This window comes from Nocardia sp. NPDC050712 (genome assembly GCF_040654295.1).
GTDB lineage: Bacteria > Actinomycetota > Actinomycetes > Mycobacteriales > Mycobacteriaceae > Nocardia.
Genome location: NZ_JBFAHT010000003.1, coordinates 473,984 through 495,306, shown reverse-complemented (window position 1 = coordinate 495,306; position 21,323 = coordinate 473,984). Strand labels below are relative to the sequence as shown.

General features: G+C 68.3%; 24 protein-coding genes and 1 riboswitch. Of the genes, 13 read left to right on the top strand and 11 right to left on the bottom strand.

Features of this window, described 5'->3' with window-relative positions:
- The first annotated feature begins 13 nt into the window (after window positions 1–13).
- Window positions 14–1,162, top strand: a complete 1,149-nt coding sequence (locus AB0H76_RS22820) for an FUSC family protein (RefSeq protein WP_357329817.1) — start codon at window positions 14–16, stop codon at window positions 1,160–1,162.
- Here AB0H76_RS22820 and AB0H76_RS22815 read toward each other — a convergent pair.
- Both AB0H76_RS22815 and AB0H76_RS22810 read right to left on the bottom strand, forming a co-directional pair.
- Window positions 1,159–1,938 carry a site-2 protease family protein gene (locus tag AB0H76_RS22815; protein ID WP_357327350.1) on the bottom strand — a complete coding sequence of 260 codons (780 nt, stop codon included), beginning with the start codon at window positions 1,936–1,938 and terminating at the stop codon, window positions 1,159–1,161. The genes AB0H76_RS22820 and AB0H76_RS22815 overlap by 4 nt on opposite strands.
- A complete protein-coding gene (locus tag AB0H76_RS22810; protein WP_357327348.1) occupies window positions 1,935–2,597 on the bottom strand; it encodes a hypothetical protein in 663 nt (220 codons plus the stop codon). The genes AB0H76_RS22815 and AB0H76_RS22810 overlap by 4 nt, the downstream gene beginning before the upstream one ends.
- 221 nt (window positions 2,598–2,818) lie before the next feature.
- Between AB0H76_RS22810 and AB0H76_RS22805 the strand changes: the two genes are divergently transcribed.
- The 5 genes from AB0H76_RS22805 to AB0H76_RS22785 all read left to right on the top strand — a co-directional run bounded on the left by AB0H76_RS22805 (window position 2,819) and on the right by AB0H76_RS22785 (window position 8,853).
- Window positions 2,819–4,108 carry an adenylosuccinate synthase gene (locus tag AB0H76_RS22805; protein ID WP_357327345.1) on the top strand — a complete coding sequence of 430 codons (1,290 nt, stop codon included), beginning with the start codon at window positions 2,819–2,821 and terminating at the stop codon, window positions 4,106–4,108.
- A 148-nt stretch (window positions 4,109–4,256) separates the two neighbouring features.
- Window positions 4,257–4,619 (top strand): hypothetical protein, encoded by a 363-nt coding sequence (locus tag AB0H76_RS22800; RefSeq protein ID WP_357327342.1) that lies wholly within the window; start codon window positions 4,257–4,259, stop codon window positions 4,617–4,619.
- 174 nt (window positions 4,620–4,793) lie between these two features.
- On the top strand, window positions 4,794–7,394 hold the full coding sequence (locus tag AB0H76_RS22795) for a LuxR C-terminal-related transcriptional regulator (RefSeq protein WP_357327339.1): 2,601 nt from the start codon (window positions 4,794–4,796) through the stop codon (window positions 7,392–7,394).
- 149 nt (window positions 7,395–7,543) lie between these two features.
- Entirely contained in the window at window positions 7,544–8,389 is an 846-nt protein-coding gene (locus AB0H76_RS22790; RefSeq protein ID WP_357327336.1) for a hypothetical protein, read from the top strand.
- Window positions 8,390–8,565: 176 nt separating this feature from the next.
- On the top strand, window positions 8,566–8,853 hold the full coding sequence (locus AB0H76_RS22785) for a hypothetical protein (RefSeq protein ID WP_357327333.1): 288 nt from the start codon (window positions 8,566–8,568) through the stop codon (window positions 8,851–8,853).
- A 7-nt stretch (window positions 8,854–8,860) separates the two neighbouring features.
- On the opposite strand, the gene AB0H76_RS22780 is transcribed toward AB0H76_RS22785, so the two are convergent.
- Window positions 8,861–9,427: a methylated-DNA--[protein]-cysteine S-methyltransferase gene (locus AB0H76_RS22780; protein ID WP_357327330.1), complete on the bottom strand. Its 567-nt coding sequence runs from the start codon at window positions 9,425–9,427 to the stop codon at window positions 8,861–8,863.
- Between the two features lie 50 nt (window positions 9,428–9,477).
- Window positions 9,478–9,777, bottom strand: coding sequence for a hypothetical protein (locus tag AB0H76_RS22775; protein WP_357327327.1), 300 nt, complete (start codon window positions 9,775–9,777; stop codon window positions 9,478–9,480).
- Window positions 9,778–9,839: 62 nt separating this feature from the next.
- Between AB0H76_RS22775 and AB0H76_RS22770 the strand changes: the two genes are divergently transcribed.
- Entirely contained in the window at window positions 9,840–11,342 is a 1,503-nt protein-coding gene (locus tag AB0H76_RS22770; RefSeq protein ID WP_357327324.1) for a PLP-dependent aminotransferase family protein, read from the top strand.
- 46 nt (window positions 11,343–11,388) lie between these two features.
- On the opposite strand, the gene AB0H76_RS22765 is transcribed toward AB0H76_RS22770, so the two are convergent.
- Complete coding sequence (locus AB0H76_RS22765; RefSeq protein ID WP_357327321.1) at window positions 11,389–12,486, bottom strand: CaiB/BaiF CoA-transferase family protein; 1,098 nt, start codon at window positions 12,484–12,486, stop codon at window positions 11,389–11,391.
- A 141-nt stretch (window positions 12,487–12,627) separates the two neighbouring features.
- Here AB0H76_RS22765 and AB0H76_RS22760 point away from each other — a divergent pair, with 141 nt between their 5' ends.
- Entirely contained in the window at window positions 12,628–13,110 is a 483-nt protein-coding gene (locus tag AB0H76_RS22760; RefSeq protein ID WP_357327318.1) for a DUF456 domain-containing protein, read from the top strand.
- On the opposite strand, the gene AB0H76_RS22755 is transcribed toward AB0H76_RS22760, so the two are convergent.
- Window positions 13,107–13,427 carry a hypothetical protein gene (locus AB0H76_RS22755; protein WP_357327315.1) on the bottom strand — a complete coding sequence of 107 codons (321 nt, stop codon included), beginning with the start codon at window positions 13,425–13,427 and terminating at the stop codon, window positions 13,107–13,109. The genes AB0H76_RS22760 and AB0H76_RS22755 overlap by 4 nt on opposite strands.
- A gap of 8 nt (window positions 13,428–13,435) precedes the next feature.
- Entirely contained in the window at window positions 13,436–13,711 is a 276-nt protein-coding gene (locus tag AB0H76_RS22750) for a hypothetical protein (RefSeq protein ID WP_357327313.1), read from the bottom strand.
- Between the two features lie 135 nt (window positions 13,712–13,846).
- On the opposite strand from AB0H76_RS22750, the gene AB0H76_RS22745 reads away from it, so the two are divergent.
- Complete coding sequence (locus AB0H76_RS22745; protein ID WP_357327310.1) at window positions 13,847–14,524, top strand: helix-turn-helix transcriptional regulator; 678 nt, start codon at window positions 13,847–13,849, stop codon at window positions 14,522–14,524.
- The gene (locus AB0H76_RS22740; protein ID WP_357327307.1) at window positions 14,508–14,981 is read left to right on the top strand and encodes an NUDIX domain-containing protein; all 474 of its coding nucleotides are present in this window, start codon (window positions 14,508–14,510) and stop codon (window positions 14,979–14,981) included. Before AB0H76_RS22745 ends, AB0H76_RS22740 begins: the two co-directional genes overlap by 17 nt.
- A gap of 3 nt (window positions 14,982–14,984) precedes the next feature.
- Here the strand turns inward: AB0H76_RS22740 and AB0H76_RS22735 are convergent, their stop codons facing one another.
- Window positions 14,985–15,842, bottom strand: coding sequence for an amidohydrolase family protein (locus AB0H76_RS22735; RefSeq protein WP_357327304.1), 858 nt, complete (start codon window positions 15,840–15,842; stop codon window positions 14,985–14,987).
- Between the two features lie 53 nt (window positions 15,843–15,895).
- Window positions 15,896–17,284, bottom strand: a complete 1,389-nt coding sequence (locus AB0H76_RS22730; protein WP_357327301.1) for an FAD-dependent oxidoreductase — start codon at window positions 17,282–17,284, stop codon at window positions 15,896–15,898.
- A gap of 247 nt (window positions 17,285–17,531) precedes the next feature.
- Here AB0H76_RS22730 and AB0H76_RS22725 point away from each other — a divergent pair, with 247 nt between their 5' ends.
- From AB0H76_RS22725 to AB0H76_RS22715, 3 genes are all read left to right on the top strand, one after another.
- A complete protein-coding gene (locus AB0H76_RS22725) occupies window positions 17,532–17,984 on the top strand; it encodes a hypothetical protein (protein WP_357327299.1) in 453 nt (150 codons plus the stop codon).
- Between the two features lie 51 nt (window positions 17,985–18,035).
- A riboswitch (SAM riboswitch) is annotated at window positions 18,036–18,151 on the top strand.
- 15 nt (window positions 18,152–18,166) lie between these two features.
- A complete protein-coding gene (locus AB0H76_RS22720) occupies window positions 18,167–18,583 on the top strand; it encodes a rhodanese-like domain-containing protein (protein WP_357327296.1) in 417 nt (138 codons plus the stop codon).
- 25 nt (window positions 18,584–18,608) lie between these two features.
- Window positions 18,609–19,823 (top strand): O-succinylhomoserine sulfhydrylase, encoded by a 1,215-nt coding sequence (locus AB0H76_RS22715; RefSeq protein WP_357327293.1) that lies wholly within the window; start codon window positions 18,609–18,611, stop codon window positions 19,821–19,823.
- A gap of 8 nt (window positions 19,824–19,831) precedes the next feature.
- On the opposite strand, the gene AB0H76_RS22710 is transcribed toward AB0H76_RS22715, so the two are convergent.
- Window positions 19,832–20,128, bottom strand: coding sequence for a hypothetical protein (locus tag AB0H76_RS22710; RefSeq protein ID WP_357327290.1), 297 nt, complete (start codon window positions 20,126–20,128; stop codon window positions 19,832–19,834).
- Window positions 20,129–20,281: 153 nt separating this feature from the next.
- Window positions 20,282–21,292 (bottom strand): glucose-6-phosphate dehydrogenase (coenzyme-F420), encoded by a 1,011-nt coding sequence (gene fgd / locus AB0H76_RS22705; RefSeq protein WP_357327288.1) that lies wholly within the window; start codon window positions 21,290–21,292, stop codon window positions 20,282–20,284.
- Window positions 21,293–21,323: the final 31 nt, after the last annotated feature.

Here is a 21,323-nt window from a genome sequence, read left to right as displayed (position 1 = left end):
GCGCCGGGTGACCATGCTGGACCCGGGCGCGCGGATCGTCACCGCCCGGGACAGCAGCGCGGATCGGCTGCGGAAATCCTGGGCGCGGTTGCGGTTGTCCTGGTTGCCGATCGTGCAGTGCGCGCTCGGCGCCGCACTGGCCTGGTCGGTGGCGCACTACATCATCGGGCACCCGCAGCCGTTCTTCGCGCCGACGGCCGCGGTGGTGTCCATCGGCGTCTCCTTCGGCGCGCGGCTGCGCCGTTCGGTGGAGCTCGTGGTCGGCGTCGCGGTCGGCATCGGCATCGGTGACCTCTTCATTTCCCGTGCCGGAACCGGCATCTGGCAGATCGCGCTCGTTGTCGTGGTGGCGATGGCGCTGGCGGTCTTCGTCGACGGCGGCTCGATCATCACCATGCAGGCCGCGGGCTCGGCGGTGCTGGTCGCGACCCTGATGCCGCCCTCGACCGGCAGCGGTTTCCCCCGCATGATCGACGCCCTGGTCGGCGGCCTGGTCGGGGTGGTGATCGTGGCCGCGATCCCGTTGCATCCGGTGCGCCGGGCGCGCGAGCAGGCCGCGGAAGTGCTTGCGGTGATGGGTAAATCGCTGGCCGACTGCGCCGACGGCCTGCTGGAACAGGATCAGGACAAGATCCAGGCCGCGCTCGATTCCGCGCGCGCCACCCAGGCCCAGATCGACGGGTTGCGGGCCTCGCTGGAGGGCGGCCGCGAGATCAGCCGGATCTCCCCGCTGTACTGGAACTCGCGGGCCCGGCTGGAGAACATCCGCGCCACCGCCGATCCGCTCGACAACGCCATCCGCAATACCCGTGTCCTGCTGCGCCGTTCGCTGACCCTGGTCCGCGACGACGAGATCCTGGACGCGCGCCTGGTCGAGGAGGTGCGCAAGCTGGCCGAGGCGGTCGAGGTGGTGCGCCAGATGATGCTCGCCGACCCCGGCGACCCGCCGGATCAGGTCGAGGCGACCCGGGTGCTGCGCGTGGTGGCCAAGGGCGCGAAACCGGAAATGGTGCAGGGCGCGGGGCTGTCCGCGCACGTGGTGTTCGCGCAGGTGCGCTCCATCGTGGTCGATCTCATGCAGGCCTGCGGCATGCAGCGGATCTCGGCGATGGCGCTGCTACCGCCGACGGTGCCGCACCCGTATGTGAAGCCCGCGGATTAGGTCCAGAAGCGAGTCAGGCTGGAGCCCCACTGGCTCCAACTCTGGGGCACGCCGGACAGCTCGTAGATCCAGTACACCGCGTCGAAGAACACCCGGTTCAGCTGCGGGGTGAAGATGAGCGCGAACAGGATCAGCATGCCGAACGGCTTGAACTGATCGAGCATCTGGCGGGTCTTGTAGCTCAGCGACGGCTCCAGAATCCCGTAGCCGTCCAGGCCCGGAATCGGCAGGATGTTCAGCAGGAACGCGGTGATCTGCAGGAACGCCAGGAAGCTGAGCCCGAACCAGAACGCCGGGTGCGCCTCGATATCGGCGAACACGCGGATGACCAGCAGCAGCACGATGCCGCAGAGCAGGTTCACCGCCGGGCCCGCGAAGCTGATCAGCCGCTGGATCCGCGGGCTGAAGTTGTGGCTGTGCACGTACACCGCGCCGCCGGGCAGGCCGATGCCGCCCAGGGCGATGAACACCATCGGCAGCACGATCGACAGCAGCGGATGGGAGTACTTCAGCGGGTTCAGCGTCAGGTAGCCACGCATCTCCACGTCTTGGTCGCCGGCTCGCCACGCGGTGAAGGCGTGCGCGAACTCGTGCAGGCACAGCGTGACCACCCACCCGGCCACCACCAGCACGAAGACGCCGAGCTTGGCCATATTGGAGTCGAAATCCGAGATCCAGGCCAGGACGCCGCCCGCGACGGCCAGCGCCACCACGCCCAGGAACACCGGGCTCGGGCGCACCGCACCGGTCCGCTTGCGCGGGAACGAGTACGTCATCGGACCAGCAGCCACGGGTCGGCATGGCGGTAGAAACTCGAACGCGGCACGGTCCGCTCCGAGCGGATGCCGTCCCGCGTCACGACCGCGCCGGGGGTGCCGAGCTGTGCGGCCCGCCCCTGCAACCAGAGCCGTCTGCGGAAGCGGCCGCGCTTGACCGTCGCGCGGACACCGGGCAGGTGCAGGCTGGGTGAGATCTGCATGGCGGCGACGATGCCGGAGAACAGCTGGTTCTCGTCCACGTACGCCTCGCCCTCCAGTTTCGCGCCGTCCACGCCGGTGATGGTCGCGCGGCCGACCAGCACGGTGCCGGTGTCGTCGCGGATCAGGGGCGTTTCGGTGGCCCGGCCCTCGATCGCGCGCTTGGCCGCGGCATTGCCGGTGCCGGTTTGGTAAGCGCGGGAACCGTAGGTCTTGTCGATCGGCACGTAGCCGATCTCGACGTGCAGCCGCTCGGTCTTCATCAGGTGGGTCAGCACCGCGGCCAGCGCGGCGTCCTCACCGAGCACGATCAGGCGGGGGAGACTGTCGGCGGCCAGCACCGGCAGCAGTTCGTCGATGACGGTGGTGGCCGGCAGGGCGGCCGTCGGGGTAGTGGGCAGTGCCGCGAGCGCGATGGGAACCGGTGCGCCGTCGCAGCGGAGAACGTGGGTACTCAAACTGCCGTACACCCCTCCTCGTTCCGGGCCGACACACCCGGGGGACAGGTGGACGACAGTGGCCGCATTCCGCCCAACCATACCGGCCGATTCCGGTTTGTCCTGCCCTGCGACCAGGCTGGCGATAGGGCGTCGGCTAAAATGAGTTACCGGCCACCTCCTCCAGACGGGCAGGTAGCTGCGACACGTGTGTGTCGCGCCTCGAACCGTAGGAGACAACGATGCCGGCGATCGTCCTGATCGGCGCCCAGTGGGGCGACGAAGGTAAGGGCAAGGCCACCGATCTACTGGGTGGCCGGTTGCAATGGGTGGTCCGCTACCAGGGTGGAAACAACGCCGGTCATACCGTCGTGCTGCCCAACGGCGACAAGTTCGCCTTGCACCTCATCCCCTCCGGCATCCTCACCCCGGGCGTCACCAATGTCATCGGCAACGGCGTCGTCGTCGATCCCGGTGTGCTGCTCGCGGAGCTGGCCGGCCTGGAAGAGCGTGGCGTGGACACCTCCGGCCTGCTGCTCTCCGCCGACGCGCACCTGATCATGCCGTACCACGTGGCCATCGATAAGGTCACCGAGCGCTTCCTCGGCAACAAGAAGATCGGCACCACCGGCCGCGGTATCGGCCCCTGCTACCAGGACAAGGTCGCCCGCGTCGGCGTCCGCGTGGCCGACGTGCTGGACGAGAAGATCCTCACCCAGAAGGTCGAGGCCGCACTGGAATTCAAGAACCAGGTGCTGGTCAAGATCTACAACCGCCGCGCGCTGGATCCGCAGCAGGTGGTGGACGAGGTGCTGGAGAAGGCCGAGGGCTTCAAGCACCGCATCGCCGACACCCGCCTGCAGCTCAACGAGGCCCTGGAGCGCGGCGAGACCGTGCTGCTCGAGGGTTCGCAGGGCACGCTGCTCGATGTCGATCACGGCACCTACCCGTACGTCACCTCGTCCAACCCGACCTCGGGCGGCGCGGCGGTGGGCTCGGGCGTCGGCCCGAACAAGATCGCTACGGTGCTCGGCATCCTCAAGTGCTACACCACCCGCGTCGGCTCCGGCCCGTTCCCGACCGAGCTGTTCGACAATTTCGGTGAGTTCCTGGCCAAGAACGGCGGCGAGGTCGGCGTCACCACCGGTCGCGCCCGCCGCTGCGGCTGGTTCGACGCGGTCATCGCCCGCTACGCGACCCGGGTGAACGGCGTCACCGACTACTTCCTCACCAAGCTGGACGTGCTGTCCGGGCTGGACACGGTGCCGATCTGCGTGGCCTACGAGGTCGACGGCAAGCGGGTCGAGCAGATGCCGACCACCCAGACCGACTTCCATCACGCCAAGCCCATCTACGAGGAGATGCCGGGCTGGTGGGAGGACATCTCCGCCGCCAAGACCTTCGAGGAACTCCCGGCGAACGCGCAGGCGTATGTGCTTCGGCTGGAAGAACTTTCGGGCGCGCGGATCTCCTGCATCGGCGTCGGCCCGGGCCGCGATCAGACGATTGTCCGGCACGACGTCCTCGGCTGAGCATTTCGCACCATCTTCCACTGGGCCTGGGCACCGGTTCCGGATAACATGTGGCGAGCACATGTCCGGAATCGGTGTGCGGTGGGCGGTTTTTCATGAGGATGGTGTTGTCGACGTGTCGGCTCGAAACCTGAAATTACGGAATGGGTTGTCGCGGAGCACGTTCCGGATCGCGCTCGGCGCGGTGTCGATCGCACTCGCGACCGGTCTGGCCGGTGTGGCGCTGGCGCAGCCCGCGCAACCCGGCGTGACCTCGCCCACCCCGCGCGCGGAACCCGCGGACCCGGCGCCGCCCGCTGTCGAGGAACCGGCGGATCTGAAGGCGGCCAATCCGCAGGCCGCTCCGCCGCCGCGCGCGCCCCGGACCAGCCCGAAGCCGGAACCGGCCCCGGAACCCAAGCCGCATGCCGTGCAGTTCGGCGACGTCACGGTCCCGGTCCCCACCGAGGTGCCCGCCGACGTCGTCGATTCGGTGAACTCGGCGCTCAACGGCGGCCAACCGCGACCCTGAGCCGCGTAGACTCGGCTCTATCGCTTCTCCTCAGCGGCGGCGACCGTCTACGAGGTACGCCGCGCCCAGTGCTGTGCCCACGATATTTGTGTGAATCTCTCAATCCGAGTGGCGCGCATGCCAGTTCACGGGTTGGGTTCGATCGTGTTCTTGTAAAGAACTACAGTTAGTACTATGGCTCGGAATTGGCCGATGATCGAGCGCGAGACCGAGTTCGAGGCGATCCGGTCCGCGCTCACTGGCTCCACATATGTCGGTACCGTGCTTACCGGCGACGCCGGGGTGGGCAAGACGACGCTGGCCCGCCAGGCGACGGCGGCGGTGGGCGGCAATATTCGCTGGGTCGCGGGCACGGAATCGGCGCGCAGCATCCCGCTGGGGGTGTTCGCCCACATGGTCGGCGTCTACACCGCGCACGACCCGGTGACGTTCATGTCGGCGGCGCGCGAAGCCCTGCTCGCCGACGGGCACACCATCATCGGCGTCGACGACGCCCATCTGCTGGACCAGCTTTCGGCCACCCTGCTGCTGCAACTGGCCATCGACAAGGCCGCGCACATCGTCGCGACCGTGCGCAGCGGCGTCTCGGTGCCCGACGCGGTGACCTCGCTCTGGAAAGACGGGCACCTGCTGCGCATCGATCTGAATCCGTTCACCCAGCGCCAGAGCGTCGATCTGGTCGAATCCATGCTCGGCGGGCAGCTCGAGGGCTTCACCGCCAACCTGATGTGGGAGTCCTCGGGCGGAAACGCCTTGTTCCTACGGCATTTGGTCGAGGGCGCGCTGGAGGCGGGCACGCTGCGCCAGGTGAACGGGGTCTGGCAGCTGCGCGGGCGCGCCGCCGTCACCTCGGAACTGGCTGCGCTGCTGGAGGATCGGGTCGAGCAGCTGCCCGAGGAGGTGCTGCGGGTCCTGGAGCTGCTCACCTTCTGCGAGCCGATCGATCTCGACGTGCTCGCCGAGATCACCGGTGAGGAAGCGGTGGAGGCGGCCGAAACCCGGGGCGTCATCCGGGTTGTCGAGAACGCGCACCAGTTGATCGTGCGCTACAACCATCCGCTCTTCGGTGAGGTGATCCGGCGCCGGCTCGGGATCGCCTCGGCGCGCCGATTACGCGGAAAGCTCTACTCGGCGTTGAAGGAACGGCCCATCAAGTCCGCCGCCGACCGGATCCGGCTGGCCGAATTGGCTTTGGACAGCGACAAATCCGCGGATCTGGAGCTGTTCGAGGCGGCCGCGGCCGATGCCATCGCGCTGGCCAACCTGCCCCTGGGCGAGCGCTTCGCCCGGGCGGCGGTGGAACGCCGCGGCGGCGTGGAGGCCGCCGATCTACTCGCGCGCGCACTGCTGTGGCAGGGCCATCCCATCGAGGCCGAACGCACACTCGCCAGCTTCGACCCGGACGAGCTGAACGAGGTGCAGCTGGTGCGCTGGGGCAGCACCCGGGTGTCGAATCTGTTGTGGGCCACCGGCGATGCCGATCGTGCCGACGAGGTGCTCGCGCTGGTGCAGGGCAAGGTGTCGCATCCGGCCTGCGCGGCCACGCTGACCGGGTTGTCCTCCGCCGTCGCGGTCAACGAGAACCGGATCGAAGATGCCATCACCGCCGCCGACGGCGTGATGTCGGCCAAGAACGCGCCGCCGTGGGCGGTGTGGTGGGCCGCGTTCGGCGGCGGGCTCGCGCTGGCGCTGATGGGCAAGAGCGAGGCCGCCGGGCAGTACGCGGCGCGCGGCCGGCAGGTCGAGGGCGAGATCGACGGGCTGAACCGGTTCATGTCGACGCACGCGGAAGTGCTCGCGCTGACCTTCACCGGTGAGTTCGACGCCGCGCGGCGCTGCGCCGCAGCGTATTTCGGCTATTCCGCGCCCGGCCAGTACCTGGCCTGGGGCATGTCGAAGATTCTGCAGGGCACCGTCGACGTCGCGCAGGGCCGTTTCCACGACGGGATCGAGCACCTGGAACAGGCGCTGGCCGCACTCGCCGCCGAAGGCGCGGCGGCCTGGATGACCCCGGCGAGAATCCGCCTGGCCGAGGCCTATTCGGCGCTCGGCCGCACCGCCGAGGCCGCGGAGACGATCGCCGAGACCATCCGGCGCGGTGGCCGGCACAGCGCGATCTACGACCCCCAGCTGGAGATCGCCCGCGCCTGCCTGGCGGCCGCGGAAGGCGCTGTCACCCCGGCCATCCGGCTGGCCATGGGCGCCGCCGACGCCGCCGCGCGCTCGCAGCAGCACGCCATCGAGGCGATGGCCTTGCACGCCGCCGCCCGCTTCGGCGAGCAGTCGGTGGCCGGCCGGCTCGCCGATCTCGCGGCCCGGGTGGACGGGCGGCTGGTGCAGGTCCAGTCCCGGCACGCGGTCGCGCTGGCGGCACACGACGGGCCCGGGTTGGACGCCGCCGCAGCCGAATTCGAGCAGATCGGGGCGCTGCTCTCGGCCGCCGACGCCGCCGCCCAGGCCGCGCTGGCGCACGACCGCGCGGGCGATCGCCGGCGCCTGCACGAATCCGCCGCGACCGCGAACCGGCTCGCCGCGGCCTGCGGCGGCGCCAACACCCCGTCGCTGCGGCAGGCCGCGCAGCCGTTGCCGCTCACCGTGCGCGAGCGCGAGATCGCGAACCTGGTCGCGGCAGGGCTGTCCAACCGGCAGATCGCCGATCGCCTCACCGTCTCGGTGCGCACCGTCGAGGGCCACCTGTACCGCGCGTGCAGCAAGATGGATGTCACCGATCGCGAATCGCTCGGCGCGCTGATCCGCGGGGAATCCCCGAACTGAGCCCGCACTGGTGACCTTTCAGCTACCGATTTACATCGATGGATGATCACCTCGAATTGACAGCAACTGTTCGGCAACGGATATTGTGCGTGCGCCGGTACGGATGGAAGTGCCGCGCTGTGGTCAATTCCTGATGGGGGTGGTTCGACGTGGCACGTCGAAACGGTGCAACGAACAATTCGACGGCGCGACGGTTGGCCCGCCCGGTCGCCGGTCTCCTGCCGCTGGCCGTCGCGCTGGCCTGTGCCGCCCCGGCCTTCGCCGCACCCGTCCAGCCCGGCGTCGTCCGGCCCGCGCAGCCCGGTGTCGCCGACGAGGGCCAGAGCGCCCTCACCCGGAACACCCCGCCGGCCGACGACGACCTGATGATGCAGCGCCGGCGCCCGGCCCCGGACACCTCCGCCGCCCCGCCGGTCGACACCGAACTGCACTGGCCCGCTCCGGTCGAGCCGGTCGCGCCGATCGCGCCGCCGCCGGACATGCTCCGGGTCGGCGACTTCAGCACGACCGTCCCCGATGAGCTGCCGCGCGAGGTGCTGCACGGTGTGAATACCTTCGCGGCCGACGCGGAGGCCTTCCTCGCCACTCAGGGCCGCTCGGTCGGCATCAACCCGAGCCGCTCGGACAAGATCGCCGCGGGCGCGCTCGGCGGCGCCGTCCTGGCCGGTGTCCCCGGCGCGGTGGCCGGTGGCGTGGGCGGCGGACTCCTCGGTGCGGGCGTCGGCGCCGCGGCCGGCTTCGCCGTCGGCGTCGCGGGCACCGCCGCGGCGACCGCGATCATCTCCGGCGTTACCGCCGTTCCCACCGCCGGCGCGGCCGCGATCCCGGCGATCGTCGGCGGCTTCGTGGCGGGCTGGCCGATCGCGGCCGCCAGCACGGGCGCCGGCGCGCTGATCGGCGGCGCCATCGGTGCCGCCGCCGGTGCCGCTGTCATCGGTATCCCGGCCGCGGCCGCGGGCGCCGTCGTGGGTGGTCTCGCCGCCAGCACGCTCTAGCTCCGAATCGGGGGTCGGCGCGGTCGTGACTGGACCGGGCAACAGGTCGGACCGTCAACAAACGGCGGCGTGCGTTACCGTCGGTGCACCCTGGACATGACGCCGCTGGTCCGGTGCTCGTGGACTGGTTGACGTGCTCGAATACCGTCGAAAACTGTTGATGTGGAAGGTTGTGGATGGATTTGAGGTGGCCGGTTCGGGTTGGTGCGGCGCTGGTGGCGCTCGGCATGCTGGCCGGGTGCGGGTCGGAGCCGGGGTCGGAGAAGTCGAGCACCGGGCAGCTGACCTCCGCGGTGCGCACGGCGACGCTCAGCCCCGAACAGGAGCGCAATATCCGGATCCACAAGCAGCTGCTGGAACTCGGCTGCGACAGCAACAGCTGCATCCAGACCTACTTCGCGTGCATGGACGGCCAGATCACCGGCGAGCCCTGCGAGTTCTTCCACAAGCATCCACTGAGCTGAGCGGCACTCAGAACAGGGTGGGCTCACCGAAGCCGGGGGTCCGCTCGATCTCCAGCAGTCGCTGCTTGGTGACGAGGCCGCCCGGAGCGGAGAAGCCGTGCAGCGCGTGGTCGGCCGCGAGCACGCGGTGGCAGGGGATGATCAGCGGAATGGGATTGCGGCCCAGCGCCTGCCCGACGGCCTGGGCGGCGCCCGGTGCGCCGATGCGATCGGCGACCTGGCCGTAGCTCAGGGTGTGGCCGGGGCCGATGGCGCGGGTGACCTCGTAGACGGCCCGGTGGAATTCCGGCAGCCCGCCGAGATCCACCGGGATCCAGCACAGGTCGTCCAGCTCGCCGGCCAGGTGGGCGCGGATGCCCGCGACCGCCTCGGCGATGGCGTCGGCCGGGTCGGACTCGGGCAGATCACCGGTATCGGCGGTGCGGGCACGCGTGATGCGGGCGCGGGTGGCGGCCGGGCTCGATTCGGGTAGTTGGAACCGGATGACCCGGCCGCCGCTCCACGCGATGGCGCAGATGCCGATGGCGGTCTCGAAAAGCGCTGCCTCGCCGGGCAGCCGAGTGGACGCACTCATGGCGTTCAGTGTGCACCCGGGGTGCGACAAGTCAGTACAGACCAGTCCAGTCACCGAAAACTGGCCTGGACCGTGCCGCAGCTCGGATTCGGGTTGGTCATGCGCAGCACCCGCGGCGCTCCGGCCAAGGCCGGCGCGTCGGCGTCCGGGACGTCGCGGCGGCCGTAGATCGCGGCGAGATCCGAATACTGGCGCTGCGCTTCATAGTCGGTGACCAGGGTGGATTCGAAGAGCGGCCCGGGTCCGGTGAAGCGTTCGAGCCGGAACAGGTCCTTCCGGCGCTGGGGTGCGAAGTGGTAGATCGAGTACGAGAAGGCGGCGACGACGAGGACGGTCAGCAAGGCGGTCATAGGCCAAGAGTGCGCCCAACTGGCCTTGCCAAGAAAGAGCCAATTCGGGAATACTGGCCTGTATGGCTACGAGAGTGATCGGCGCGGGCAGCCTGGCCCGGGATCTGGGCAACTGGCGCAGTGTGGGCACGGACGAGGAGGCGGGCAGCCGCCGCTCGGCCCGCCCGGCGTATCTGGCCCTCGCCGAGGGCATCCGCCTGCTCATCCACGACGGCCGCGCCCCGCTGGGCGTCGCGCTGCCCAGTGAACGCGATCTGGCCACCACGCTCGGCGTCAGCCGCACCACCATCACCTCCACCTACACGCTGCTGCGCGAGCACGGCTACCTGATCAGCCGGCAGGGCTCCCGCAGCACCGTGGCCCTGCCGCCGACGGTGCCGCACGACGGCACCCGGCCGGCCCGCAGCATCCTGGCGATGATGGCGCAGCCGGAACTGGCCACCGTCGACATGACCTACGCCGCGATGGCCGCCCCGCTGGAGATGCAGGAGGCGTATGCGACCGCGCTGGAAGGGATCGCGCCCTACCTGGGCACGCACGGCATGGATCCGGTCGGCGTGCTCGCGCTGCGCGAAGCGGTGGCCCGCCGGTACACCGAACGTGGCCTGCCCACCGATCCGGACCAGATCCTGATCACCCTCGGCGCCCAGCACGGGCTGCGCCTGCTGCTCAACGTGCTCACCGCGCCCGCCGCCCGGGTGCTCATCGACCACCCCACCTACCCGAACGCGATCGAGGCGATCCGCGATGTCGGCGCGCGCCCGGTCCCGGTGCCGCTGCTGCCCGAACCGGTGGGCGGCGGCTGGGATCTCGACGGGATCCGCAGTGCCGCACGGCAAACCGCGGCCACCCTGGCCTACCTGGTGCCCGACTTCAACAACCCGACCGGCCAGCTGCTCGACGCCGAGGGCCGCGCCGAACTCGCCGCCATCGCCCGGGAGACCCGGATGACCATCGTGGTGGACGAATCCATGGTCGATCTGAGCCTGACCGGCGCGTCCATGCCGCCGCCGGTGGCCGCCTTCGCCAAGGGCAGCGAAATCGTCACCATCGGTTCGGCTTCCAAGTCGTTCTGGGGTGGCCTGCGCGTCGGCTGGGTCCGCACCAACCAGGCGCTGATCACCAAGCTGCTCGGCATCCGCTCCACCGTCGACCTCGGCACGCCGGTGATGGATCAGCTGGCCACCGTGCACCTGCTCGAGAACGCGGGGGTCATCCTGGACCGTCGCCGCGACCAATTGCGTTCCCAGCGCGCGACACTCATCACCGCGCTGGCGGACGAACTGCCCGAGTGGCGGGTCAGTCCGGGTGCGGGCGGGATGTCGCTGTGGGCGCAGCTGCCGGCCCCGGTCTCCACCGCGCTCGCCGCCACCGCGCCCAACCACGGCGTCTTGCTCGCCGCCGGACCGCGTTTCGGTGTGCAGGGCGCGTTCGAGCGTTTCCTCCGCCTGCCGTTCACCCATCCGGAGGCGGACCTGCGCTTGGCGGTCAAGGGACTGGCCGCGACCTACGAGGCGCTCACGCCGCGGGCCGCGGAGCCGTTGCAGTCGCTCACCCTCTACTGACACGCGAAAGGCCGTGCCCGGCGGGGCACGGCCTTTCATCGAAAAGCTAGTCGGCCCAGACGGATTCGATCGGGGTCGCCTCGTTCGGCGGCGGGGTCGGGGTGCCGGCCGGGGTGCGCGAGAAGCGCGGCGCCGGCGCGTGCTGGACGACGCCGTCGATGTCGATGAGCCCGGTGCGGGCCACGATGTGCTCGTTCGCGGTGGCCTCGGTGAGGGTGAGCACCGGGGTGGTGCAGGCGTCGGTGCCGTCGAAGATCGCGGTCCACTCGTCCCGGGTCTTGGACTTGAACTTCTCGGTGAACAGCTTCTTCAGCTGGTCCTGGCCGTTCGGGTCGATCTGCATCGGCAGGCCCGCCGGATCGATCTCCAGGCCCTTCAGCAACTCGGCGTAGAACTGCGGCTCGATCGCGCCGACCGCCATGTACTTGCCGTCGGAGGTCTCGTAGGTGTCGTAGAAGGCCATGCCGGTGTCGAGCAGGTTGGTGCCGCGCTCGTCGGACCACAGGCCCACGCCGCGCATGCCCCAGATCATGTGCGAGAGCGCCAGTGCGCCATCGACCATGGCCGCGTCGATGACCTGACCCTTGCCCGAGTTCTGCCGCTCCACCAGCGCGGCGAGCACGCCGAACACCAGGAACATCGAACCGCCGCCGAAGTCGCCGACCATGTTCAGCGGCGGCACCGGGCGCTCGCCCTTGCGGCCGATCGCGTTCAGCACGCCGGTGAGGGAGATGTAGTTGATGTCGTGGCCGGCGCGCTCGGCCAGCGGGCCGTCCTGCCCCCAGCCGGTCATCCGGCCGTAGACCAGCCGCGGATTACGCGCCAGCGCGGCGTCCGGGCCCAGGCCCATCCGCTCGGTGACGCCCGGCCGGAAGCCCTCGAGCAGCACGTCGGCCTTCTCGATCAGGCCGAGCACCTTCTCGATGTCGGCGGGATCCTTCAGGTTCGCCTCGACAATGGTGCGGCCACGCCACTGCGGGCGCTCCATGAATCCCGGCAGCAGGTTCGGGCGCTGCACGCGCACCACGTCGGCGCCGAGGTCGGCCAGCAGCAGCGCCGCGTGCGGCCCCGGGCCGATACCGGCCAGCTCGACAACCTTGACGCCCGCGAGCGGACCCTGCTTGGCGGTGGATGGAGTGCTCACGCCCTACCTCGGTTCTTCGTTGATGCAGTATTGACAGTACGACAATAACTCCCGGTGCCGTTCTCGTAACCTCCCCTGTGCACGTAACCAGCAAGTAGGCGAGAATTCGAAGCAACTGAACAAGAGCCGGAGGGCCGTTGCGTGACTGTGTGGGGTGAGGTTCTCGTCGGCCTCGCAATTCTGATCGGCCTACTCGGGATCATCGTCCCGATCCTGCCCGGCGTCATCCTGATCTTCGCCGCCATCCTGACCTGGGCGATCATCACCGGCGGCGCCACCGCCTGGATCGTCTTCGCGATCGCCACGGTCTTTCTGGTCCTGTCCGGCGTCATCAAATACACCTGGCCCGGCCGCAAGATGAAAGAAGCGGGCGTCTCCAACCGCGCCCTGATCATCGGCGCCATCCTGGGCATCGCCGGCTTCTTCATCATCCCGATCGTCGGCCTGATCATCGGCTTCGTGCTCGGCGTCTACCTTTCGGAGTACCAGCGCCTGAAGCAGGGCGAACCCGCCTGGCAGACAACCAAACACGCCCTCAAGGGCGTCGGCCTGTCCATGCTGATCGAACTGTTCGGCGCCCTGCTCGCCACCGGCATCTGGCTGATCGGCGCCTTCGTCGCCTAACGCTCGATGGTGCGTGGCGCCACCGGCCTAGCGTAGGTCGCCTCTGGTGTCACGGTGATCACGTCGCACACCCGGACGAGCGCGGCCGGTATGTCGGCATCATCGAAATGCGTTGCCTTCGGCACGAATATGGCAACCGCGTCGGTTCGGTGGATGACACCGAGTAACCGCCCCAATGGGTCGTGCGTCGCTGAGCCGAACACTACGATCTTTGCCAGGTCATACCCGAGTCGCTTCGCGAGACTCCGCATCTGAGTCTCATCCCAGCCTTGTGAGATGCCCGAAATGTCCCGGCGCAGAAACCCGATCGCGGTCACCCGGGCCATCACAGCACTGCGCCGCTGTCGGGTATGGCGGGAATCAAGTCCCGGAGCCCGCTCGTATGCATTAGGCATCTGCCCTCTCGGGTCAATCTCCAGCGCGGCGGGTGCTGGTGCACAAGAGCCGCGAAGCCCTCGTACGCACTCTCTTGCAGGCCCTGTCGGATCGTTCCTTTGGCGAAACCTGTTTTCGCGCCCAGCTGTTCGACCGTGAGGGTCTCCGTCGGCTCGAGGGCCGCCAGCGCGGCGAGCACCTTGGCCCGGGTAAAGGTGATCGCCATTGCCGCTCCCTGCTTTCGTTGTTGGACTGCAATGACGCTATGACCAAGCTTTGGACGCTTGAACTGCGCAGGGGACGTTTCTACGGACACCGTGAATCCCCAAAACGTCCCGCGTTTGTCTCGTAGTGTTGCGGTATGAGCCAGCGCCTCGAATCGGCAATGCTGCGTGCACAACTGGACTCCGCGATGCTTGCCGCCGCCGTCGGCGTAGACGTGAAGACAGTGAATCGTTGGCGTGCTGGGCGCGTTCCGCACCGACGGACGAGACTCGAAGTGGCGCGGGTATTGAACGAGTCCGAGGAGGCGTTGTGGCCGCAGACCCGCCCCGACCTTGCGGCCGGCGCGAAAGAGAAGATAGACATCGTCGGGTATGCATATCCGTTCGTCTTCGAGCTGCTCCCTGACGCCGCGGAGATCATCGCTCAAAAATGTCGGAACGGTGCCCAAGTTCGTTTGGCATTTGCCGATCCCGACAGCGCACACGTCGCTGAGCGCGATGCCCTGGAGCAGATGAACGGCACGCTTGCCGGTCGAATCCAGAACGCTCTCAGCATGTTGGGTGAGCTGGACAGCGTCTCCGGCTGTCAGGTCGGATTGCATTCTGTTCACCTCTACAACTCGGTGTTTCGGTTCGACGATCAGATGATCGTCACCCCGTACCTCATTCGCGCCCGTGGATACCAGCACACGGCTTTTCATCTACGGCGACTTTCCTCGCACGGCATCTTTTCGTCGTTCGCAGACCAGGTTGAGCAACTTTGGGGCAGTGTGGCTCCCTATCAGCAAGGGGTTACTCATGGGAAAACGGCGTGACTACTACCGAGATCCGACGGCCCCCAGGGCGAACAGTCTCGTTCCGGGTGGATCCGCCCTGGTCGTGGATGAGTGGGGTGCTGTTCTCATGCAGCGCCGCAGCGACTCGGGCAATTGGTCGTTCCCGGGCGGTGTCATGGAGATCGGGGAAACGCTCGAAGAGTGCGTGATTCGGGAAACGAGAGAGGAGACCGGACTGGACATCGAGATCACCGGGCTGCTCGGCATCTATACCGATCCGGAGCACATCATCGAATACGCCGACGGTGAAGTCCGTCAGGAATTCAACATCACCTTCTATGGCCGGGTCTGTGCCGGCCAATTAGAGGTCAGCTCGGAGTCGACCGAGGTCCGGTTCATCCAGCTGGACGAACTGGAAGAATTGCCCGTGCACGACACAGTGCGATTACGCCTAGGGCATCACGCCGCAGGTCGTGCACATCCGTATCTGGGCTGATTCCTAGCGCTCGATGATGGGGAGCGGGAGCGTGGCGTTGGGGTCCAGGCGGGGGAGCTGGTCGCGGTGCAGGGGCAGGGTGGGCTGCTCGGTGCGGGGGAGCGGCGGCAGGGCCGAGCGGGCGTGCGAGGGCAGGCGGTAGAACTCGCGGGCGTTGTCCTCCAGGACGGCGAACATGTCGGTGCCGACGACGTCGCAGATCAGGTCGACGTCGGGGTCCTGGAAGGGGCGACCGGCGCGGGTACCCGGCAGATCGGAGCCGAACATCAGGGCGCGCGGGTTCACCGCGTGGATGCGGCGGATGGTGTCGGCGACGTGCATCGACACCCGGCCGAAACCGGTGGCCTTGACCCGGGCGCCGCGATCCACCAGATCCAGCAGATACGGCAGGCTCTCCTCGGACATGCCGAGATGGTCGATGGACAGCGCGGGCAGCTTGGAGATCACCGGTTGCAGCGAGGCCAGCATCGAACCGTCGATATAGACCTCGACATGCCAGCCGACCAGATCGTGCGCCCGCAGCGCCTGCAGGGTCATGCCGGTGATGTCGGCGGCGGCGCGCTTGAGATTGAAACGCAAGGCGCGCACGCCGATTCGATCCAATTCGACGATGTCGGCGTCGGAGGTCTCCAGGTTCAGCGTCGTCACGCCGACCCAGCCCGGGCCGAGCTCGGCCAGGGCCGCCTTCATCCAGGTCTGGTCGGTGCCCTGGAAGGACGCGCTGACCACCGCGCCACCGCCGACATCGAAGCGCGCCATGCGCTTTCGATAATCGGCGATGGTGTAGGGGTCGGGCAGGTAGCCCTCGTTCTCGATCAGCGGGAACCGCGGATCGATGATGTGGACATGGGCATCGAACACTTGTACAGAATGCCTCAGTTAGCGAGTTTTCGCTGCCGTCGCAGGACCAAGAACTACACCTTGTTGGGTTCGCTGGCGCGCAACATGTCCTCGCGCTCGACAACCTTGACCCGCTCGCGGCCCTCCGGCTCGCCCAGGGCGCGCTCGTGCGCGTCCAGGCGGTACCAGCCCTGCCAGGTGGTGAACGGGATGCCCTTGCCCTCCAGGAAGGTGGTGACGGCGTCCAGTTCCGGCTCCGGGGCCGGGGTGAAGTTCGTGCTGTCGTCGAGCAGGCAGGCCACGGTCTCGTTGGCGTCGCCCTTGGTGTGGCCGATCAGGCCGACCGGGCCGCGCTTGATCCAGCCGGTGACATAGGTGGCCGGCAGGTAGCGGGCGGGACCGTCGGCGTCCTCGTCGGCCAGCACGCGGCCGGCCTCGTTCGGCACGGTGCCGGCCTGCTCGTCGAAGGGCAGGTTGTTGATGTTCTGCGAGAGGTAACCCACCGCGCGGTAGATCGACTGCACGTCCCACTCGCGGAAGGTGCCGGTGCCCTTGACGTTTCCGGTGCCGTCGAGCTGGGTGCGCTCGGTGCGCAGGCCGACGACCTTGCCGTCCGCGCCGAGCACCTCGGACGGCGACTCGAAGAAGTGCAGGAACAGCTTGTGCGGGCGGGTGCCCTGATCGCGAATCGCCCACTGCTCCAAGGTGTTGGCGACCATGTCGACCTGCTTGGAGTGGCGGCGCGCGGCCTCGGAACCGGCGTCGTAGTCGATGTCCTCGGGGTCGACGATGACCTCGATGGTCGGCGAGTGGTCCAGTTCGCGCAGCTCCAGCGGCGTGAACTTGGCCTGCGCCGGGCCGCGGCGGCCGAAGACGTGCACCTCGACGGCCTTGTTCTCCTTGAGGCCGTTGTAGACGTTCGGCGGGATCTCGGTCGGCAGCAGTTCGTCGCCGGTCTTGGCGAGCACGCGCGCGACATCGAGGGCGACGTTGCCGACGCCGAGCACCGCGACCTTCTCCGCGTGCAGCGGCCATTCGCGCGGCACGTCCGGGTGGCCGTCGTACCAGGAGACGAAGTCGGCGGCGCCGTAGGAGCCGTCCAGATCGATGCCCGGGATGTCGAGCGCGCGGTCGGCGTTCGCGCCGGTGGAGAAGATCACCGCGTCGTAGAAGCGCCGCAGGTCGTCCAGGGTGATGTCGGTGCCGTAGTCGATATTGCCGAGCAGGCGCACCTGCTCCTTGTCGAGCACCTTGTGCAGGGCGGTGATGATGCCCTTGATGCGCGGATGGTCCGGCGCGACGCCGTAGCGGATCAGACCGAACGGCGCGGGCATGCGCTCATACAGGTCGATGCTCACCTCGGCGTCGGATTTCATCAACGCGTCGGCGGCGTAGATACCGGCCGGTCCTGCGCCCACGATCGCGATGCGGAGCGGGCGAGTGGCTGCACTCTGTTCGGTCATCTCTTACGCGCACCTTCGGTCGAAAAATAATGGCGTCCTTCTTAGCCTAGGCTAAGTCGAGCGGCCGCTGCGGTTGCCCCTGACGATGCGGCTGGTGCTGCTGGCTCGTAACTGCAAAGCCCCCAGGTCGCTCCGTGCCGCACTGCCACATGGTGATGGCGGCCGACCACGGTCTCGCGATTCTATCGGGACGCCCTCGGCCGCCTGCACGGGTGCCGTCCACCAGGCATAAGGAATCATCGACACCATGACCGAGCAGCAGCCCACGCCAGAGGACGAGCCGATCCTGGTCGACCAGACCGACAAGCGATCGATGACCCCGTTCATCGCCGCGGCGATCTTCGCCGCGATTGTGCTGGTCGCGGTGTTCGCGGGCGGGCTGCTGTCCCCGGCTGAGAAAAATGTCACAGAAGCCGACCGGATCTCCGCGGCCGTCAGCAATTACGTCGGCGGCCGCGCGCAGAGCGACGCGGTGCCCGCGCCGGGCACCGCGTGCACCGGATTCGACGAGGCCAAAACCCCGCTGGGCGCCCAGTTCGGGGCCGGCGGCCGAAAGTCGGTGGAACTCGCCAGGATCGAGGGGCAGACCGTGAACGGGGACCGCGCCAAGGCCACCGTCACCACCGAGGCCGACGGCAAAGAGACCACCGAAACCTGGAATCTGGTCCGGACCGACGGCAAATGGCTGGTCTGCAACTGACCCGATTTCGGTGTTTGACAGCCCGGCCCCTGTCCAGGCAATCTCAGTCCAGGTCATGAGCACCAGCGCCAAGCCCCGGCTCGCTGGTCGGCAACCCTCCTCCGCGGTGGGGTGCTCCGGGTGACGACCTGGCACGCATCCGAACCCCGATGCGGCAAGTGCGGATTCTCAGGAGGATCGACATGACTTACGCCGGTGACATCACCCCGCAGCAAGCGTGGGACCTGTTGCGCGACAACCCCGAAGCCGTGCTGATCGACGTGCGCACCGAAGCCGAATGGCGCTTCGTCGGCGTCCCCGACACCACCGCGATCGAGCGCCCCACCGTGCTCATCGAATGGGTCGACGGCACCGGCACGCGCAATCAAGCCTTCGCCGACCAGCTGAGCAAGGCCCTCGACGGCCGCGCGCCGGAAGCACCCGTGGTGTTCCTGTGCCGCTCCGGTCAGCGCTCCGCGCACGCCGCGACGGTGGCCACCCAGCTCGGCATCGCGCCGGCCTACAACGTGGACGAGGGCTTCGAAGGCCCGCTCGACGCGGACGGTCACCGCGGCGGCTCCGGCTGGCGCGCCCGCGGGTTGCCGTGGAAGCAGTCGTGAGCCCGACTTCTGTGAAGGAGCAGTCATGATCACCGGTGGCGCGTTCGACAAGCCGCTGCCCGAGGGCGTCGGCCCGGCAACCCTCGGCGTGCGCGGTGGCCTGCGGCGCAGCGGTTTCGAGGAAACCTCCGAGGCGCTGTACCTGAGCTCCGGCTTCGTCTACGAGAGCGCCGAGGCGGCCGAGGCCTCCTTCACCGGCGAGATCGAGCACTTCGTCTACTCCCGCTACGGCAACCCGACGGTGGCCATGTTCGAGGAGCGGATGCGGCTGCTCGACGGCGCCGAAGCCTGCTTCGCGACGGCCAGCGGCATGTCCGCGGTGTTCACCGCGCTCGGCGCGCTGCTGGGCGCCGGGGATCGACTGGTGGCCGCGCGCAGCCTGTTCGGGTCCTGTTTCGTGGTGTGCAACGAGATCCTGCCGCGCTGGGGCGTGGAGACCGTCTTCGTCGACGGCGACGACCTGGACCAGTGGGAGCAGGCGCTGTCGGTGCCGACCCAGGCGGTGTTCTTCGAGACACCAGCCAACCCCATGCAGACCCTGGTCGACGTGCGCCGCGTCACCGAGCTCGCGCACGCCGCGGGCGCGAAGGTGGTGCTGGACAACGTCTTCGCCACTCCGCTGCTGCAGCGCGGCTTCGAGCTCGGCGCCGACGTGCTCGTCTACTCGGGCACCAAGCACATCGACGGGCAGGGCCGGGTGCTCGGCGGCGCCATCCTCGGCCCGCAGGACTACATCGACGGCCCGGTGAAGAACCTGATGCGCCACACCGGCCCCGCGCTGAGCCCGTTCAACGCCTGGACCCTGCTCAAGGGCCTGGAAACGATGCCGCTGCGAGTGAACCACTCGGCCGCCTCGGCCCTGCGCGTCGCGAAGTTCCTGGAGGACAACAAGTCCGTGAACTGGGTGCGCTTCCCGTACCTCGAATCACACCCGCAGTTCGACCTGGCCAAGAGCCAGATGAGCGCGGGCGGCACCGTCGTCACCTTCGAACTGAACGCACCCGCCGACGAAGCCAAGAAGCGCGCCTTCGAAGTACTGAACCGCCTGCGCATCGTCGACATCTCCAACAACCTCGGCGACGCCAAAACCCTGATCACCCACCCCGCCACCACCACCCACCGCGCCATGGGCCCCGAAGGCCGCGCCACCATCGGCCTCACCGACGGCGTAGTCCGCATCTCCATCGGCCTCGAAGACGTCGAAGACCTCCTCGACGATTTGGACCACGCCCTCAGCTGACCGGCTGGCTACTCCTGCGGCGGCGGCAACCGCCGCAGGACCTCGTCGAGTTTGGTATCGACGCGTTCGAAGCCTTGCTCGACGGTGGTGCCGAGTTGCTCGACGGTGGTGCCGAGTTGTTCAACGGTGGCGGCCAACTCCTCGTGCTTCAGCGCGAGATTCGTGACAGCCTCCTGGACGCGGCCGAGCCGACGATCCAGCTTCACCAGTTTGCCGGAGACCACGGTCAGGGTCGCGGAATCTCTAGCGCCTTGGATTTCCATTTGCGACTCCAGGGTTGCTACGCGGTCTTCGAGGTCGGCCATGATGTCGAGATTCCTTTCCCTGATCGTACAAGCGGAACAGCCCCGAGGCGCTGACTTCTCCGCCGATCTTGGCCGTTCCCAGGACAGAAAACACCCCCCGAGGCTCCGAATGTGGATAAGTCGGGGGGTGTGGATAACTTCTGGCCGGGGGACCTAGGCGAGGGCGCGCAGGCGCGGGGCCAGGTCGCGCTGGAACAGGTCCAGGAAGCGGCGCTGGTCGTGCCCGGGGGCGTGGAAGACCAGGTGGTTCAGGCCCGCGTCCAGGTACGGCTTGATCAGGTCGACGGCCTGGTCCGGGTCGCTGGCCACGATCCAGCGCTTGGCGATCTGCTCGATCGGCAGTTCGTCGGCGGCGGTCTCCATCTCGATCGGATCGGTGATGGAGTGCTTCTGCTCCGGCGTCAGCGACAGCGGTGCCCAGAAGCGCGTGTTCTCCAGCGCCAGTTCGGGATCGGTGTCGTAGGAGATCTTGATCTCGATCATCCGGTCGATGTCCTCGACGGTGCGGCCGGCCTTGGCGGCGCCCTCGGCGACGGCGGGCATCAGCTTGTCGGTGTAGAGCTCCATGCCCTTGCCCGAGGTGCAGATGAAACCGTCACCCGCGCGGCCCGCGTACCGCGCGACCAGCGGCCCGCCGGCGGCGACGTAGATCGGGATGCCGCCCTTGGGCACGTCGTAGATGGAGGCGCCGACGGTCTTGTAGTACTGGCCCTCGAAGTCGGTGCGGTCACCGCTCCACAGCGCGCGCATCAGATCGACGGATTCGCGGAGCCGGGCGAAGCGCTCCTTGAACTCGGGCCACTCGCCGGTGTAACCCGTGGCGATCTCGTTGAGCGCCTCACCGGTGCCGACGCCGAGCATGATCCGATCGGGGTACAGGCAGCCCATGGTGGCGAACGCCTGCGCGATCACCGCCGGGTTGTACCGGAAGGTCGGGGTGAGCACCGACGTGCCGAGCTGGATGCGCTTGGTGCGCTCACCGACGGCCGCCATCCAGGCCAGCGAGAACGGCGCGTGCCCGCCCTTGTGCCGCCACGGCTGGAAATGGTCGCTGACAGTCGCGCTGTCGAGACCGTGCTCCTCGGCGAGCACCGCGATTTCTACGAGTTCGCGCGGTCCGAACTGTTCGGCCGACGCTTTGTATCCGAGCTTTAGATCACCCATTGTTCCGACCATAGTCACGAGGATTGGATCG